Annotated in this window: 14 protein-coding genes; 11 read left to right on the top strand and 3 right to left on the bottom strand. The window is 56.6% G+C overall.

Going from position 1 to position 16,069, the window contains the following annotated elements; all coding sequences use genetic code 11:
* Nucleotides 1-12: 12 nt before the first annotated feature.
* Complete coding sequence (locus B5G10_RS04810; RefSeq protein ID WP_087423646.1) at nucleotides 13-1,455, top strand: SusD/RagB family nutrient-binding outer membrane lipoprotein; 1,443 nt, start codon at nucleotides 13-15, stop codon at nucleotides 1,453-1,455.
* Nucleotides 1,456-1,504: 49 nt separating this feature from the next.
* Nucleotides 1,505-2,038 (top strand): flavodoxin, encoded by a 534-nt coding sequence (locus B5G10_RS04805; protein ID WP_087423600.1) that lies wholly within the window; start codon nucleotides 1,505-1,507, stop codon nucleotides 2,036-2,038.
* Nucleotides 2,039-2,166: 128 nt separating this feature from the next.
* On the opposite strand, the gene B5G10_RS04800 is transcribed toward B5G10_RS04805, so the two are convergent.
* On the bottom strand, nucleotides 2,167-3,672 hold the full coding sequence (locus B5G10_RS04800; RefSeq protein WP_087423599.1) for a potassium/proton antiporter: 1,506 nt from the start codon (nucleotides 3,670-3,672) through the stop codon (nucleotides 2,167-2,169).
* A gap of 157 nt (nucleotides 3,673-3,829) precedes the next feature.
* Between B5G10_RS04800 and gnd the strand changes: the two genes are divergently transcribed.
* From gnd to pgl, 3 genes are read left to right on the top strand one after another with little or no spacing between them, the layout of a single operon-like run.
* Nucleotides 3,830-5,293: a decarboxylating NADP(+)-dependent phosphogluconate dehydrogenase gene (gnd, locus tag B5G10_RS04795; RefSeq protein ID WP_087423598.1), complete on the top strand. Its 1,464-nt coding sequence runs from the start codon at nucleotides 3,830-3,832 to the stop codon at nucleotides 5,291-5,293.
* A gap of 12 nt (nucleotides 5,294-5,305) precedes the next feature.
* Nucleotides 5,306-6,817 (top strand): glucose-6-phosphate dehydrogenase, encoded by a 1,512-nt coding sequence (zwf, locus tag B5G10_RS04790; RefSeq protein WP_087423597.1) that lies wholly within the window; start codon nucleotides 5,306-5,308, stop codon nucleotides 6,815-6,817.
* Nucleotides 6,814-7,545, top strand: coding sequence for a 6-phosphogluconolactonase (gene pgl, locus B5G10_RS04785; RefSeq protein ID WP_087423596.1), 732 nt, complete (start codon nucleotides 6,814-6,816; stop codon nucleotides 7,543-7,545). Before zwf ends, pgl begins: the two co-directional genes overlap by 4 nt.
* Here pgl and trmD read toward each other — a convergent pair.
* Nucleotides 7,537-8,211 (bottom strand): tRNA (guanosine(37)-N1)-methyltransferase TrmD, encoded by a 675-nt coding sequence (gene trmD / locus B5G10_RS04780; protein WP_087423645.1) that lies wholly within the window; start codon nucleotides 8,209-8,211, stop codon nucleotides 7,537-7,539. The genes pgl and trmD overlap by 9 nt on opposite strands.
* A gap of 191 nt (nucleotides 8,212-8,402) precedes the next feature.
* Between trmD and B5G10_RS04775 the strand changes: the two genes are divergently transcribed.
* Both B5G10_RS04775 and B5G10_RS04770 read left to right on the top strand, forming a co-directional pair.
* Entirely contained in the window at nucleotides 8,403-10,019 is a 1,617-nt protein-coding gene (locus B5G10_RS04775; protein WP_087423595.1) for an ATP-binding cassette domain-containing protein, read from the top strand.
* A gap of 15 nt (nucleotides 10,020-10,034) precedes the next feature.
* A complete protein-coding gene (locus tag B5G10_RS04770) occupies nucleotides 10,035-10,328 on the top strand; it encodes a Dabb family protein (protein ID WP_087423594.1) in 294 nt (97 codons plus the stop codon).
* 120 nt (nucleotides 10,329-10,448) lie between these two features.
* Here B5G10_RS04770 and B5G10_RS12900 read toward each other — a convergent pair whose 3' ends face one another.
* Nucleotides 10,449-10,580 (bottom strand): hypothetical protein, encoded by a 132-nt coding sequence (locus tag B5G10_RS12900; protein ID WP_255375260.1) that lies wholly within the window; start codon nucleotides 10,578-10,580, stop codon nucleotides 10,449-10,451.
* A gap of 289 nt (nucleotides 10,581-10,869) precedes the next feature.
* Between B5G10_RS12900 and metA the strand changes: the two genes are divergently transcribed.
* The 4 genes from metA (at nucleotide 10,870) to B5G10_RS04750 (ending at nucleotide 16,012) form a co-directional block, all read left to right on the top strand.
* Nucleotides 10,870-11,787, top strand: coding sequence for a homoserine O-succinyltransferase (metA, locus tag B5G10_RS04765; RefSeq protein WP_087423644.1), 918 nt, complete (start codon nucleotides 10,870-10,872; stop codon nucleotides 11,785-11,787).
* The gene (locus tag B5G10_RS04760) at nucleotides 11,784-13,610 is read left to right on the top strand and encodes a U32 family peptidase (protein WP_087423593.1); all 1,827 of its coding nucleotides are present in this window, start codon (nucleotides 11,784-11,786) and stop codon (nucleotides 13,608-13,610) included. The genes metA and B5G10_RS04760 overlap by 4 nt, the downstream gene beginning before the upstream one ends.
* Before the next feature lie 266 nt (nucleotides 13,611-13,876).
* The gene (locus B5G10_RS04755) at nucleotides 13,877-15,574 is read left to right on the top strand and encodes a serine protease (protein WP_087423592.1); all 1,698 of its coding nucleotides are present in this window, start codon (nucleotides 13,877-13,879) and stop codon (nucleotides 15,572-15,574) included.
* Nucleotides 15,575-15,598: 24 nt separating this feature from the next.
* On the top strand, nucleotides 15,599-16,012 hold the full coding sequence (locus B5G10_RS04750; RefSeq protein WP_143241066.1) for a hypothetical protein: 414 nt from the start codon (nucleotides 15,599-15,601) through the stop codon (nucleotides 16,010-16,012).
* The last annotated feature ends 57 nt before the right edge of the window (nucleotides 16,013-16,069 follow it).

Below are 16,069 nucleotides of genomic sequence, written 5' to 3'. Positions count from 1 at the left end.
CACGACATGGATATGAAAAAGTGGATATATCTCTTCTGCGCGGCGGGCCTCTTCACGGCCTGTACCGACGATGTGATGGATCGTCTCAACCGCAACGAAAACGACCCCGAAGATGTACCGGCCCGCTACCTCTTCACCGACGCCGAAACGGCCTCGGCCGTCAACGTCGTCTCGGGCGACTTTGCCTTCTACACGGCGGTCTATATGGAGCAACAGGCGGGTATCTTCAACCAGATGTACAACGCCGAGATGCGACTCTCCGAAGTCTATTCGGCAGCCACCTTCAACAACGCCTGGGGAGCCGCCTACCGCAACCTGCGCTCCCTGAAAATCATTCGCGAGCGTTGTGCTCCCGGCGGTGTCGAGGCGGGCTCCAACCGGTTGTTGGGTATGGCCCAGGTGCTCACGGCGCTCAACCTGGCCACCCTCACCGACCTCATGGGCGACATTCCCTGGAGCGAAGCGCTTCAGCCCGGTGTGATTTATCAACCCAAACTCGACAGCCAGGAGTCGATCTACAACGATGTATTCGCCCTGCTCGACGAGGCCATTGCCAATTTGCAAAAAGAGGATCTGGCCACCCTCACTCCCGTGGGACAACAAGACCTCATCTATGGCAGCTACGACGCCGACCAACAGGCCAAACTGTGGATAAAGGCGGCCTATGGACTGAAGGCCCGCTACACCCTGCGGCTCTCCTACCGGGAGCCTCGCTACGACCAGGTGATTGACTATGCCGACAGCTCCTTTGTCGATACCGGTGAACAGCTGGCCTACCCCTACGACGGCTCCACCTCGATCAACCCCTTCTATGCCTTCTACCTGAACCGCCGCTACTTCGGGGCCAGCGAAAGCCTGCATCAGAAACTCGTCGAACGGAACGACCCTCGCGAGAGCCTCTTCTTCAAAGCCTATCCCGGTACAGGCCAACTGGTATTCGCCCCCAACGGCTCACCCGAGCAACGCCAGGGTTACTATGGCATATCGGGATTGCTCTCGCCCACTCGCCCCACCCTGCTGCTCAGCTACCACGAACTACAGTTTGTCAAGGCCGAAGCGCAGACTCGTCTGGGACTCACCGGCGACGCCATCGGCTCACTCTACAACGCCATTGTAGCCGCCTTTGAACAAGTGGGACTCTCGGCCAACCAGGCCAACGACTATTTCCAGAACGTGGTACTCCCCCGGTTCGAAGCCGACCCCATCGGCGAAATCATGAACCAGAAGTACCTGGCCTGCTACGAGGGTGAGGTACTGGAGGCCTACCACGACTACCGACGTCTCTCGGCCATGGCCGAGGGCGACGCGCTGAAACTGGACAACCCGCTGCCCTTCCCGCTGCGGCTGCCCTATGGCAACAGCGACGTGGTGAGCAACGAGCACGTGGCCCAGGCCTACGGCAACGGCGACTATGTCACTACCGAGCCGGTATGGTGGGCCGGCGGCAACCGATAAATCGATATTTGTTTCACAACCATACTCCATACGCAACATGATACGCAACATGAAAAAGAGTGGTATTTTCTATGGCTCCACAACCGGCATTACCGAAAATGTGGCCTACCGGCTGGCCGATCTCATGCACATCGACCACAGCCAACTGCACGACGTGGCCCGCAGCAAACCTTCAGATGTAGGTGAATATGACCTGCTGTTGCTGGGCTCATCTACCTGGGGGAACGGCGATTTGCAGGAAGACTGGTACGACTTTCTCACCGGCATCGAAGTGCTCGACCTTCACGACAAGACCATCGCCTTGTTTGGTTGCGGCGACCAGTCGATGTGCGACACCTTCTGCAACGCCGTGGGCATCATCTACCAACGGTTGCAGAAGACCGGAGCCCGGTTCGTCGGTGCCTTCGAGGCCGGCGACTACACCTTCGAACATTCCAAAGCCTTTATCGACGGTCATTTCGTGGGGCTACTCATCGACGAGGTGAACGAACCCGAGAAGACCGAGCACCGGCTGAACTACTGGACCAAACTGCTCCAAAAGGAGTTGAAGGGAGAGAGGGCCCAAGCAACCCTCCAGGAGTAACCGAGATTCCCCTACAAACGACACATCCCCATTCCTGCTGAAGGAATGGGGATGTGTCGTATCTGTATCGATTGGCTAACGCCACCGGATAGGACGCCAACGCGCAATCGCCTCGGCATCCAATTGCCTCAACGGTTCTTGCGCATGGTATAGCGGCTGATGCCCAGGCTTTCGTAACTGCGGCGCAACTCCTCGTCGTTATCCGAGATTACCAGCAACCTGTCGCCCGGCTCGAGCTGAGTATGCCCCTTGGGTACAAAATATTGCTCGCCTCGTTTCACCATCACCACCAGCGTGTTGTCGGGCAGCGCGAGGTTCATGAGCTTGTTGCCCCCGGCCAAGGTCTCGGCGGTGAGTTCGATTTCGCTCATGGCCGACTTGATCTCATCGGGCAGCGCCACGTTGAAAATCTCCTTCTCCTCACTCTTGCCTATGAGGCCCAACCAACGGGCCATGGCGCTCACGGTGGTGCCTTGCACCAGCAGGGAGACGATAGTCACAAAGAACACCACGTTGAACATCATGCGGGCATTGGGTATCTCGGCCGACATGAGCGGATAGGTGGCAAAGATAATAGGCACGGCACCACGCAAACCCACCCACGAAATATAGACCCGGGCCCGGGTCGTGAACTTGCGGAAGGGCAAGAGACTCACAAAGACCGAGAGAGGGCGCGACACCACAATCATAAAGAGAGCCACCAGCAGGCTCACTCCCGCTACGGCCGGCAACTCCGAGGGGTTGACCAGCAACCCCAGCGTGAGGAACATGACTATCTGGAACAACCAGGTGAAGCCGTCGAAGAAAGTAGTGAGGCTACGCTTGTGCACCAACTTGCGGTTGCCCACCACCAAACCGGCTATATACACGGCCAGATAGCCGTTACCCTGCAAGAGGTTGGTAAAGGCAAACACAAAGAAGACACAAGCCAGCAGCAACACGGGATAGAGCGACTCGTTGGGCACATCGATGCGGTTGATAATCCACACGATGGCATACCCAAGGGCAAACCCGGCCAACGCTCCCACAACCAGTTGCAACACCAGCAACAGAATGGCATCGCCCCAATTGACCGATCCAATCTCGATAATCTGGATAAGCAGCAACGTGAGCATGTAGGCCATGGGGTCGTTACTACCGCTCTCCAGTTCGAGCGTGGGGCGCAGACGCTCTTTCAGCGAGATGCCCTTCGACCGCAGTATCGAGAAGACCGACGCCGAATCGGTCGATGACATGACGGCGGCCAGCAACATCGACTCGAGCAGCCCCAACTGAAAATCGCCGGGTAGAAAATCGACAAGCGAATAGATGAAGAGACCCGTGATGACCGTCGTCATCAGTACGCCCAGCGTAGCCAGCGTCACACCAGGCGCCAACACCGGCTTTATCTCGCGGTACGAAGTATCCATACCACCCGAGAAAAGAATAATACACAGGGCTACCGTACCGATAAACTGGGCTATTTGCGGACTGTCGAAATGGATGCCAAACCCATCGGAACCGGCCAGCATACCTACCCCCAGAAACAGCAACAGGGCGGGCACACCAAACCGAGCACCGGTTTTACCTACAAGCACACTCAGGAACAACAAGACGGCTCCTACCAACAAAACATTTTCGGGACTGATAACCATAAAACTCTCTTTTCAAAAGACGGAGACAAAGATACGCAAAAAGATTGAGAACAACAATCCCCCCTGTCATCGAGACTACAAAATACGAGGGTCTCTATCTTGAACAAAAAATTTCGAGAAGTGTTTAATAGACAATAGTTTTAACGACACGACAGCTATGAAAAAATCGGATATCGGCCTCGTGGGACTCGCCGTCATGGGCGAGAACCTGGCCATCAATCTCGAGGCCAAAGGATACCGGGTTTCGCTCTACAACCGGCTACACCCTCACACCCCGCAAGCGGTCGATCGCTTTCTCGCAAGCCAGGACGAGGGAAAGGCCTTCTGCCCCACCTACTCGTTGCAAGAGCTGGTCGATTCGCTCGAGAGACCTCGAAAAATCTTGCTGATGATACGAGCCGGCGAACCCGTCGATGAGACCCTTGCAGCCTTGCAGCCTCTCCTGGAAAAGGGCGACATAGTCATCGACGGCGGCAACTCGCACTACCTCGACACCCGGCGACGGCAAAAGGCTTTGCGCGAAGCGGGCATCTACCTGGTGGGCTGCGGCATCTCGGGCGGCGAAGAGGGGGCTCTGCACGGACCCTCGATCATGCCGAGCGGCGACGAAGCAGTGGCCGGGACCATATTGCCGATGTTGCAAGCCATTGCGGCCCATCTCGACGACGGCACCCCCTGCTGTGCCTGGATAGGCCCCGACAGCTCGGGACACCTGGTCAAGACCATACACAACGGCATCGAATATGGCGACATGCAACTCATTGCCGAGATTTACTCGCTGCTGAAAATCAAGCTGCACAACGACCACGAGGCGATGGCCCACACCTTCGAGGTCTGGAACCAGGGGGTACTGGAGAGCTATCTCACGGGAATCACCCCCATCATCCTGCGCTATCGCGACAGCGACGGCCAATACCTGCTCGACCGTATCGCCGACCGGGCCCGGCAAAAAGGCACCGGCAAATGGAGTGTCGAGGCGGCACTCGACAGTGCCACTCCGCTGGAGGTCACCACCCAGGCGGTCTTTGCCCGGTTTCTCTCGGCCCGCGAACAGGAGCGTGCCCGCATGCACCGACTCTACCCCAATGCCGACCTCTCGCCCATCGACGAACTCGATACCGACGAGCTGCACCACGCCCTCTACGCCGCCAAGATCATGGCCTATGCCCAAGGCTTCGACCTGCTCTACCAGATCTCCCGCCTGAACGACTGGCACCTCGACCTCTCGACCCTGGCGACCATCTGGCGCAAAGGGTGTATCATCCGGTCGCGTTTCCTCCGCGAGATTGCCACCGTATATCGGCAAACCGGGTCATACGAACCGCTGCTCTTCACTCCCTACTTCCGCGAGAAGATAAGCCTCTGCCTGCCCTCCTGGCGCAAAGTGACGGGCGCCGCCCTGAGGTCCGGAGTCGCCGTCCCGGCTCTGGCCGCCGCACTCACCGCCTTCGACAGCTGGCGGTGTGCCCAATCGCCCGCCAACCTCATCCAGGCCCAACGCGACTACTTCGGCGCCCATCTCTACGAACGTACCGACGCCCCCGAGGGGGTACTCTTTCACACCGACTGGGATCACCCGGCCAACGCTCCCCATCCATCGCAACCTGCTCCTGAACAATAAGCAAAAAGCCCTATGAACAAAATTCCCGACAGTCAGATACTGGTTATCTTCGGCGCCTCAGGCGACCTGACACACCGCAAACTCATCCCCTCGCTTTTCGAGCGCAAACTCCTGCCCGAGAAATTCCTCATCGTGGGGGTAGCCCGCACCCGACAAAATACCGAGGAGTTCCGCAAATCGCTCTACGAGTCGATGCTCCAAAGCGGCAAGACCTCTGCCACCGACAACCCGCATCTGACCGATTTCCTGCGCTGTGTCTATTACATCGTGTGCGACACCACCCGCAGCGAGGCCTACGGCCCTCTCTTCGCCGAAATCGAGCAACTGCGCAACGCTGCCGGCATCGACGACAACATACTCTTCTACCTGGCCACCCCGCCAATCATGTACCCGGTGATACCCGCCTTTATACGGGAGCAACACCAAAACAGCTCGTCCCGGGGGTGGCGGCGCATCATCATCGAGAAACCCTACGGCAGCAACGAAGCCGAGGCCCGGGCGCTCGACCATCTGCTCTGCTCCATCTTTCCCGAACGGGAGATTTATCGCATCGACCACTTCCTGGGGAAAGAGACGGTACAGAACATCCTCGTGCTGCGTTTTGCCAACAGCATATGGGAACCGCTGTGGAACCGCAACTACATCGACCACATCGAAATCACGGCCACCGAAACGCTGGGAGTGGAACAGCGCGGCTCATACTACGACTCGGCCGGTGCCCTGCGCGACATGGTGCAGAGCCACCTGATACAAATCATGGCCTTCATCGCCATGGAACCACCCGCCACGTTCGAGCCCGAGGCTATCCGCGACGAGATAAGCAAGGTATTCCGCTCGCTGCGGCCCCTCTCGCCCGACGATATCGCCCGCAACACCCTGCGGGGGCAATACTCGGCCGGCACCATCGACGGACAAAAGGTGCCCGGCTACCGCGACGAGCCACACATCGACCCGCAATCGACCACCGAAACCTTCGTTGCCCTCAAGCTCTATATCGACAACTGGCGATGGGCCGGCGTGCCTGTCTTTATCTATACCGGCAAACGGCTGGCCGAGAAGCGATCGGAGGTGGTCATCCACTTCCGTAACACCCCCCGCACCTTCTTCCCCGGACAGTGTTGCGGCAACTCGTGCAACCAGCTGGTCATCACCCTGCAACCCGACGAAAGCATACGTCTGCGCTTCGGTCTGAAACAGCCGGGGACCAACTTCGAGGTGAGCCAGGTGAGTATGGACTTCTTCTACAAATCGCTCATCGAGACCCGCCTGCCCGGTGCCTACGAGCGGCTCCTGCTCGATGCCATGCGGGGTGACGCCCTGCTCTATTCGCGCAGCGATGCCCTGGAGTTGAGCTGGCACTTCCTGGCCCCCCTGCTCGAGAGTTGGGAACGCGACGGCGACGAGGGACTCATCACCTATCCCGCAGGCAGCAAACTGCCCCGCGAGGTAGTGGACCGCATCCACGCCCAACCCTATCTGCTCAACGAATCGGTTTGTTGTCTCTGTAATTCCCGCCACTCATGAACCCCACCATCGTACAGTTCTACCCCGATGCCTCCAAGTCGCTCATCGCCCTCACCGAGGCACTGCTCGTCTCGGTGGCCGCCCGCACCCGAAAGCCCTTCTACCTGGCCCTCTCGGGAGGCGAGACGGCCCGTCGGCTGTTCGAGTTGTGGCGAACCCGCTACCACGAGCCCGCACGCTGGAAAAACGTACACTTTTTTTGGGTGGACGAGCGATGTGTACCACCCGACAGCGAAGAGAGCAATTTCTACTGGGCCGAACGCCTGTTCTTCAAACCCGTGGGGATATCGCCCGACCGCATCTACCGGATTCGGGGCGAAGAGCCTCCCGGGCACGAAGCCGAACGCTATGCCCGGCTCATAGCCGAGCGGCTGCCCGACTGCAACGGGGTGCCCCGTTTCGACTGCACCCTGCTGGGTATAGGCGAAGACGAACACGTGGCCTCGATATTCGGCAACGACCCCGGGCTTCTGCAATCGGACGACCTCTATGCCGTGTCGCAACATCCCGCGACCGGACAATACCGGGTGACGCAGACCGGCGAGGTGATACTCGCCTCCCGCGAAATTCTCATCGCCTTGGTGGGGGAACGCAAAAAGGAACTGCTGCACCGCCTGGTCTCTCGCCAGGAACCCGCAGCCACACCCGCCGCCTACATACTCTCGCACACGACGCGGGCAACGATATTTACCGAAATCGAACTACACAGCCGCGACCTCTCACTTTAGCAGGTCGGGGCGCAGACGGCGCGTGCGCTCGAGCGACTGCTCGTGCTTCCACTCGTCGATTTTGCGCTGGTGCCCCGAGAGCAACACGTCGGGCACACGCCAACCCTTGTACTCGGCCGGGCGCGTATAGACCGGCGGGGCCAGCAGATTGTCCTGAAACGAATCGGAGAGGGCCGACTGCTCGTCGCCGATGGCTCCGGGGATAAGCCGCACGATGGCATCGCACATGATGGCCGCCGCCAGCTCGCCACCTGTGAGCACATAGTCGCCTATCGACACCTCTTTGGTGATGAAGTGCTCGCGTATGCGGTAATCGATACCCTTGTAGTGGCCGCACAGAATAATGAGGTTGCCCGCCATCGAAAGGGTGTTGGCCATGGGCTGGTCAAACTGTTCGCCATCGGGGGTAGTGAAGATTACCTCGTCGTAGTCCCGCTCGCTCTTCAGCTGGGTAATGGCCCGGTCCACCGGCTCGATCTGCATCACCATACCGGCCTCGCCACCAAAGGGATAGTCATCGACCTTGCGGTGCTTGTCGAGCGAATAGTCCCGCAGGTTGTGAACCACAATCTCGACCAGTTTCTTATCCTGCGCCCGCTTCAGAATGGAGTAATTCAAGGGGCTTTGCAACAGTTCGGGCAATACGGTGATAATATCGATACGCATCATAACACTCACATTTTGGCTGCAAATGTAGCCTTTTCCCCCCGCTTTCGCAAACCCCGGGCGGTCAATCTCGACCCATCGGTTCCACTACACGCTTTACCTTTACAGAATTACACGCCAACCGAACATTTCATATCTCGAAAAAAAGCACTACCTTTGCGGCCTGAAAAACAAGGTATAACAGGTATAAAATGATTACGGTAAACAATTTAGGTATTCAATTTGGTAAAAGAGTTCTTTTCCAAGACGTTAATTTGAAGTTCACCCCGGGCAACTGCTACGGCATCATCGGAGCCAACGGCGCCGGGAAATCAACCCTCATGCGCATCTTGAGCAACCAGCTCGAGCCCACACACGGCACCGTCACCCTGGGGCCGGGCGAGCGCCTCTCGGTCTTGAGTCAGGACCACTTTGCCTTCGACGAGTTTACCGTCATCAATACCGTGCTGATGGGACACACCGTGCTGTGGGACATCATGCAGGAGAAGGATGCCCTCTATGCCAAACCCGACTTCAGCGATGCCGACGGCATACGCGCCGCCGAACTCGAAGAGAAGTTTGCCGAGCTCGAAGGCTGGAACGCCGAGAGCGACGCCGCCACCCTGCTCAGCGGCCTGGGCATCAAGGAAGAGAAGCACTACATGCTCATGAAGGACCTGAGCGGTAAGGAAAAGGTGCGTGTGCTGCTGGCCAAGGCCCTCTTCGGCCACCCCGACAACCTGCTGCTCGACGAGCCTACCAACGACCTCGACCTCGAGACGGTGATGTGGCTCGAGAACTACCTCGCCAACTTCGAAAACACCGTGCTCGTGGTATCGCACGACCGTCACTTCCTCGACTCGGTGTGCACCCACACGGTCGATATCGACTATGGCAAAGTGCAACTCTTTGCCGGTAACTACAGCTTCTGGTACGAGTCGAGCCAGCTGGCTCTGCGCCAACAGCAGCAACAGAACAAGAAGGCCGAGGAGAAACGCAAGGAGCTGCTCGAGTTTATCCAGCGATTCAGTGCCAACGTAGCCAAGTCGAAACAGACGACCAGCCGCAAGAAGATGCTCGAGAAACTCACCATCGAAGAGATTCAACCCTCGTCGCGCCGCTACCCGGGCATCATCTTCACCCCCTCGCGCGAACCGGGCAACAAGATTCTCGAGGTGAAGGGCCTCGAAAAATCGATCGAGGGCACGCTGCTCTTCAAGGATGTGAACTTCTCGATCGAGAAGGACGACAAGGTGGCCTTCATCTCGCACGACCCCCGCGCCATGACCGCCCTCTTCGAGATTATCAACGGCAATATGAAACCCGATGCCGGCACCTACGAGTGGGGACAGACCATCACCACGGCCTACCTGCCGCTCGACAACAGCTCGTTTTTCAATACCGACATGAACCTCATCGACTGGCTGGCCCAGTTCTCCGAAGATACCAGCGAGCTCTACCTCAAAGGGTTCCTGGGGCGTATGCTCTTCTCGGGCGAGGAGTTGCTCAAGAAGGCTTCGGTACTCTCGGGAGGTGAGAAGATGCGCTGCATGATTGCCCGCATGATGCTCAAGAACGCCAACACCATAATACTCGACTCGCCCACCAACCACCTCGACCTGGAGTCGATACAGGCCTTCAACAACACGCTGCAAACCTTCAAGGGCAACGTGCTGCTCTCGTCGCACGACCACGAATTTATCCAAACGGTCTGCAACCGCATCATCGAGCTCACCCCCGGCGGCATCATCGACAAGATGATGGACTACGACGACTACATCACCGACGAGAAGGTGCAGGCCGCCCGCGAACGATTGTACAACTTATAAAAAAGATATTCGGTTATGGTAAAACACATTGTTACTTTCAAACTCACCGGCACACCCGAGGAACGCAAAGAGGTGGCCACACGATTCAAAAACGCTCTGCTCGAATTGCCCGCCGTTATCGACGTGCTTCGTAGTATCGAAGTGGGTATCAACGAAAATCCCGCCGAGTGCTGGGATGTAGTGCTCACCGCCACGGTTGACAACATGGCCGACGTGGAGACCTATGCCAAACACCCGGCCCACGTGGCTGCCGCCGGTCTGCTGGCCGGCCACAAGGCCGACCGCGCCTGTGTCGATTACACCTGCTAATCGGCGCCACGACAACAGCATACAAAAAAACGAGAGCGGAAAACCGAATATCGGATTTCCGCTCTCGTCGTATTTCAAGGGCTCCAACTGTAAAGAGGGGGCCTCAACCTTCTCTCAAAGTTAGGCAACCGCCGTTGCCAATTTTTTTTGCAACAGGGCTGTCAACTCCTGGCACATGGGACCGTTGCCCATGGCACGATACTTCGCTATCTGATACCGAAGCATCTCAATTGTCATTTGTTCTTTCATCATAATTCAGCCTTTTTGTTCTCCACCCATTGTGGAAAACGGATTGTTTTCTTTCTCTTTTTACATGGCAAATATAATACCATTTCCTCAAAAAACATGTTGTACAACATAAAAAAATATGTTGCTTTTTTATGTATTTTATATTTCAGAGATTGACACTCGAGGCACTACACACCTATTAACCAAATAAATATCAATTATTTATCGCCGTTTTACCAAAGATTTTATCGTGCCACCATTTTTTTATACTTTTGTCATGACAGAAGTCAATGACATCAAATCCTACGAAACCATGCCTGTAAAAATACCGTCATCGCTGCCGGCTGTCGAGATTCTCAAAGCCGAAAACATATTCGTCATGGACGACTTGCGTGCTTCGACGCAAGACATCCGTCCCTTGAAACTGCTCATTCTCAACCTCATGCCGCTAAAGATTGTCACCGAGACCGACCTGCTGCGGCTCATCTCGAACACCCCGTTGCAAATCGAGCTCGACCTGATGAACGTCTCGGGGCACATCTCGCACAATACCCCCGTCGAACATATCGACACCTTTTACAAGGAATTCAGCGAGATACGCACCCACAACTACGACGGCATGATCATCACCGGGGCTCCGGTCGAGAAGCTCGACTTCGAAGAGGTCGATTACTGGGACGAACTGACCGACATCTTCGACTGGGCCCATACCCACGTCACCTCGACCCTCTACATCTGTTGGGCGGCACTGGCCGGGCTCTACCACTTCTACGGCATTCCCAAGCATGCGCTGCCCCATAAGCTGTTCGGGGTATTCACCCACCACAAGTATGACGAAAAGAACCCCATATTCCGGGGCTTCGACGACCGCTTCGAGGTGCCGCACAGCCGCTACTCCGAGGTGCGTCGCAGCGACATCGAGAAGAACCCCGAACTCACCATCCTCTCCGAATCGCAAGAGGCTGGCGTATATATGGTGATGGCCCGCGGTGGCCGCGAGTTTTTCATCACGGGCCACTCCGAATATTCGGCACTCACGCTCGACATCGAGTACCGACGCGACCGAGCCAAAGGGATTGACATAGCCATTCCCCGCAACTACTACCCCGGCGACAACCCCGACAACCGCCCCGTAGTCACCTGGCGGGGACACGCCAACCTGCTCTTTACCAACTGGCTCAACTACTTTGTATATCAACAAACTCCTTATAATCTGAACGATATCCGATGACTCACTCTCGCTGCATAGAACTGCTGGCCCCGGCCAAAAATGCCGAAATCGGTAAAGAGGCCATCCTCCACGGGGCCGATGCCGTCTATATAGGGGCTCCCCGTTTCGGGGCCCGTGCCGCAGCCGGCAACAGCCTCGACGACCTGGCCGGGCTTATCGACTTTGCCCACCGCTTCGACGCCCGCATCTATATCACCTTCAACACCCTGCTGCACGATCACGAGTTGACCGAGGCCGAGCGTCTCATCGGCCAGCTGTATCGCATAGGGGCCGATGCCCTCATCGTTCAGGACATGGGCATCACCCGGCTCGACATCCCGCCCATCGCCCTGCACGCCAGTACTCAGACCGACAACCGCACCCCCGCAAAGGTCCAGTTTCTCGAGCGGTGCGGATTCTCGCAAGTGGTCCTGGCCCGGGAACTCTCGCTCGACGAAATACGGGCGATAAGCGCCACCACACAGGTGCCGCTCGAAGTCTTCGTGCACGGAGCCCTGTGTGTGAGCTACAGCGGACAGTGCTACCTGAGCCAGGCTATGTGCGGACGCAGTGCCAACCGAGGTGAATGTGCCCAGTACTGCCGGTTGCCCTACACCCTCATCGACGGCCGCGGACACATCGTGGCCCGCGACAAACACCTGCTCTCGCTGCGCGACCTCAACCAGAGCGACCGCCTCGAAGAGCTGCTCGACGCCGGTGTCTCCTCGCTGAAAATCGAGGGCCGACTCAAGGAGATGGCCTATGTCAAGAACTGCACCGCCTACTATCGGCAGGCTCTCGACCGCATCTTCAATCGACGCCCCGAGTACCGGCGATCCTCGACCGGCATCTCGACCATCGACTTTACCCCCCGCCTCGAAAAGAGTTTCAACCGGGGCTTCACCCACTACTTCCTCGACGGGCGCACCGCTGTACCCATCGCCTCGCCCGACACCCCCAAATCGCTGGGCGAATATGTGGGGCAGGTGAAACAGACCGACCGCAACTCTTTTGTCGTGGCCGGAACCGTCTCGCTGCACAACGGCGACGGACTCTGTTTCTTCAACGAGCGGGGCCAGTTCGAAGGGGTACGGGTAAACCGGGCCGAGGGGAACCGCATCTTCCCGGCATCTCGCAGCGGCATCACGCCCCACACCACACTCTACCGCAACCTCGACTATGAGTTTGAAAAGCTGTTGTCACGCCCCACGGCCGACCGCCGCATCGAGGTAACCCTGCGACTTCAGGCCGTGCCCGACGGCTTTGCCCTTACCCTCACCGACGAGTGCGGCCTCTCGGTAACCGTGCGCGAAGATACCCCGCACCAACCGGCCCGAACGCCCCAAAAGGAGACGCAACGGAAGCAACTGGCCAAGCTGGGTACCTCCATCTATACCGCCTCGCGCATCGATATCGACCTCGACGAAGAGCTCTTTATCCCCGCCTCGACCTTGTCGAAACTGCGGCAACGGGCTGTCGAGTGGCTCGACCGGACCCGCCGCATCGCCTATCGTCCCGAACGTCGCCGAGCCGAAGACAAGAGTGCCCGCTATCCGCAGAGCAGCCTCAACTACCTGGGCAACGTATCGAACCACCTGGCCGAGCAGTTCTACCGCGAGCATGGCGTCACCCGCATAGAGCCCGCCTTCGAGACCCGACCGGTCGAGGGGGTACCGCTCATGTTCACGCGTCACTGCATACGCCACATGTTGGGATACTGCAAAAAGACACCGGCCGGCAAGGAGTTGCCCGAACCGCTCACCCTGCTCTACAAAGGCGAACGGCTCACCCTGCACTTTGACTGCAAGGCGTGCGAGATGACCATACAGCGAGAGTCGAAATAACCGCCGCAAGGTCCCGGATTCAGAGATACAATCCGTTTGCCATCCATCCCCCTCGGATGAGTCGCAAACGGATATTTTTATACCTCAAGCCCACCGACAGCTTCATGCCTTGAATCTATTTTGTTTTTTTATCATCCATAATTTCCAGGTTCCAACAGCATCTTTAATATTATAAAAAGCACATTCATCCATAAAATTGGCCTTTATATCCGGTAAATTCCTATCTTTGTATATCTCTTTCAAAAAGGTCAGAAACATCACATATCATGAAAAAACAGATTCTCACTCTTTTGGCATTGACTACGATTTTCATAGCCTCGGCTCAAAACCTTCGAGAGACGGTTGCCATCGTACGGCCCAACCTCAGTGAAACAACCCAGGCCTTCCTTGCCGATTTCAGCAAATCGCTCCGCAGCGACGGATTCTATTCGGCTGCCGACAACCTCCAGAATTATGGAAAAAACATGTTCGGTACAGGATTTGCCTACCGCGACAAACGCGACAACCGACTATACATCATCACCAACCGTCACGTGGTGGAACAGGCCGAATCTGTCAATATCGAATTTTCACTGCCCGATAACAGCACCAAGCGATTTGCCGACTGTCCCGTAATCGGGGTACACGACGAGTTCGACATCGCCTTCATCGCTCTCCCGCAAGAGGCCCAGGCCCCCACACTCGACATAACCCGCCAGCCCATTGCCGACGGTATGACCGTGTTTACGGCCGGATTCCCGGCCTTGGGCGACAAACCTTCGTGGCAATTGGGACAAGGCATCGTGTCGAACGCCAATGCCCTCGTCCAATCGCTTACCCAAGGCAAGGATCTACCCTTGATACAACACACGGCACAAGTCGATGCCGGCAGCTCGGGCGGCCCCCTGCTCATTCGTGACGAACAGGCAGCCACCGGATTTGCGGTAATCGGCATCAATACCTGGAAGGCAACCGACCGGGAGAATACCAACTTTGCCATACCCACGAGTGCCATCGACGATTTCCTGCAGAACTATCCCGCCGACTCCCGCGTCCTGCTCACCCAATCGGAAGTAGAGAACAAGGCCAATGCATTTCTCCAGGCAGCCCGGTCGTCCTATCAGGCAGTCATGCCCTTTGTTTCATATCGATATGTCTCGAACATCTCGGCCAACACATTCTACGACCTGGTCATCGCAGCCTCCGATGCAGCAACCGACGCCATGAAGTCATGCTTCGAGCAAGGCAATCCGTTGGACGGCATCCGCATAGGACTGGCCGATATCATCTGCCGCCAGTTCTCGGGAAAGAACTATACCTTCTCGGGGGTAAGCAATCTCGATACAACCCGAGAAACGGCCGACGTCACCTATGCCGTAGGCGACAAACCCATCTTGACCCAATGGATTATGGAGCAAGGACGCTGGCGGTTGATCAATGCCGAAAACGTCAAAGCCAGCCAAATAGAGCCCAACGGCATATCCAAGAGCTACGGGTTCGGCACCTCGATATACGTGGGCCTCATTTCCCCGTTCAACAGCGATGCGTTCGACCTGTCGTACAGCGTAGCGTTCAAGCGCACCATTCTCACCTTCATGACCTACGAAATCTCGGCCTCGCTCTTGAAAGTCAATACCGAGAAGCTTGAATGGGAAAACTTGACCGAAGTCGTGAGAGAGTATCCCAAAAACATATTCGACATCGACTTCAATCTCGGTGGACAGCTGCCTGTCAAATGCGGTCCTATCTATCTCGTGCCCTATGCCAAGGTGTTGGGCGGTCTCTACTTCGGGTCCGACCTGAGCGGAATCAACTACGGTTTCGGTGCCGGTGTAGAGGTAGCCTACAAATTTGGATACCAGAACTATGTATTTGCCAACATCGGCTACCTGGGCAAGAAGCTGAAACCGTTTGACGACCAGGAGTACCGACTGAAGTCAAAAATGCTCTCGGGTTTGGCCCTCTCGATAGGCGTAAGTTTTTAACCAACCATATTTACCCCAACAATGATGAAAAAGATTTTATGGCTATGCCCCCTACTGCTGCTGATGCTGGCAGTAATCGGCTGCGACGACAAGAGTAAAGACGACGATACGACACTGGGGGGACAATTGTCCCAAACGACCTGGGCGTCGGAGGTAGAGAAATATCCGTTTCTGGCCAATTTCCCGGCATACGACGGAGAGCTGGAGAACCACCGGTACAGCGAAACGATGGGCATGTTGCAATACATCATCATGGACTATAACTGCGAAGAGTCGCTTAAGACCAACTATTGCGACAAACTGACAGCCGCCGGATTTGTGGATGAAAACGGGTATGGCATCTATAAGAAAACCACGACCGAATATCAATTAACGGTCTCTGTCTCATATACCGGAGGCACGTTAGCCCTGAGCCTGAGCGCCAATCCTCTCAATTAGAATACGAGTTGAACGATTGATTCTTTCCCGATACAAAAAAGACCGGTTGGCACGAGC

The organism is Barnesiella sp. An55, from assembly GCF_002161555.1.
In the GTDB taxonomy this organism is placed as follows: Bacteria; Bacteroidota; Bacteroidia; order Bacteroidales; family Barnesiellaceae; genus Barnesiella; species Barnesiella merdipullorum.
The sequence above is the reverse complement of the archived record's forward strand: the minus strand, read 5'-3'. Positions and strand labels throughout refer to the sequence as shown.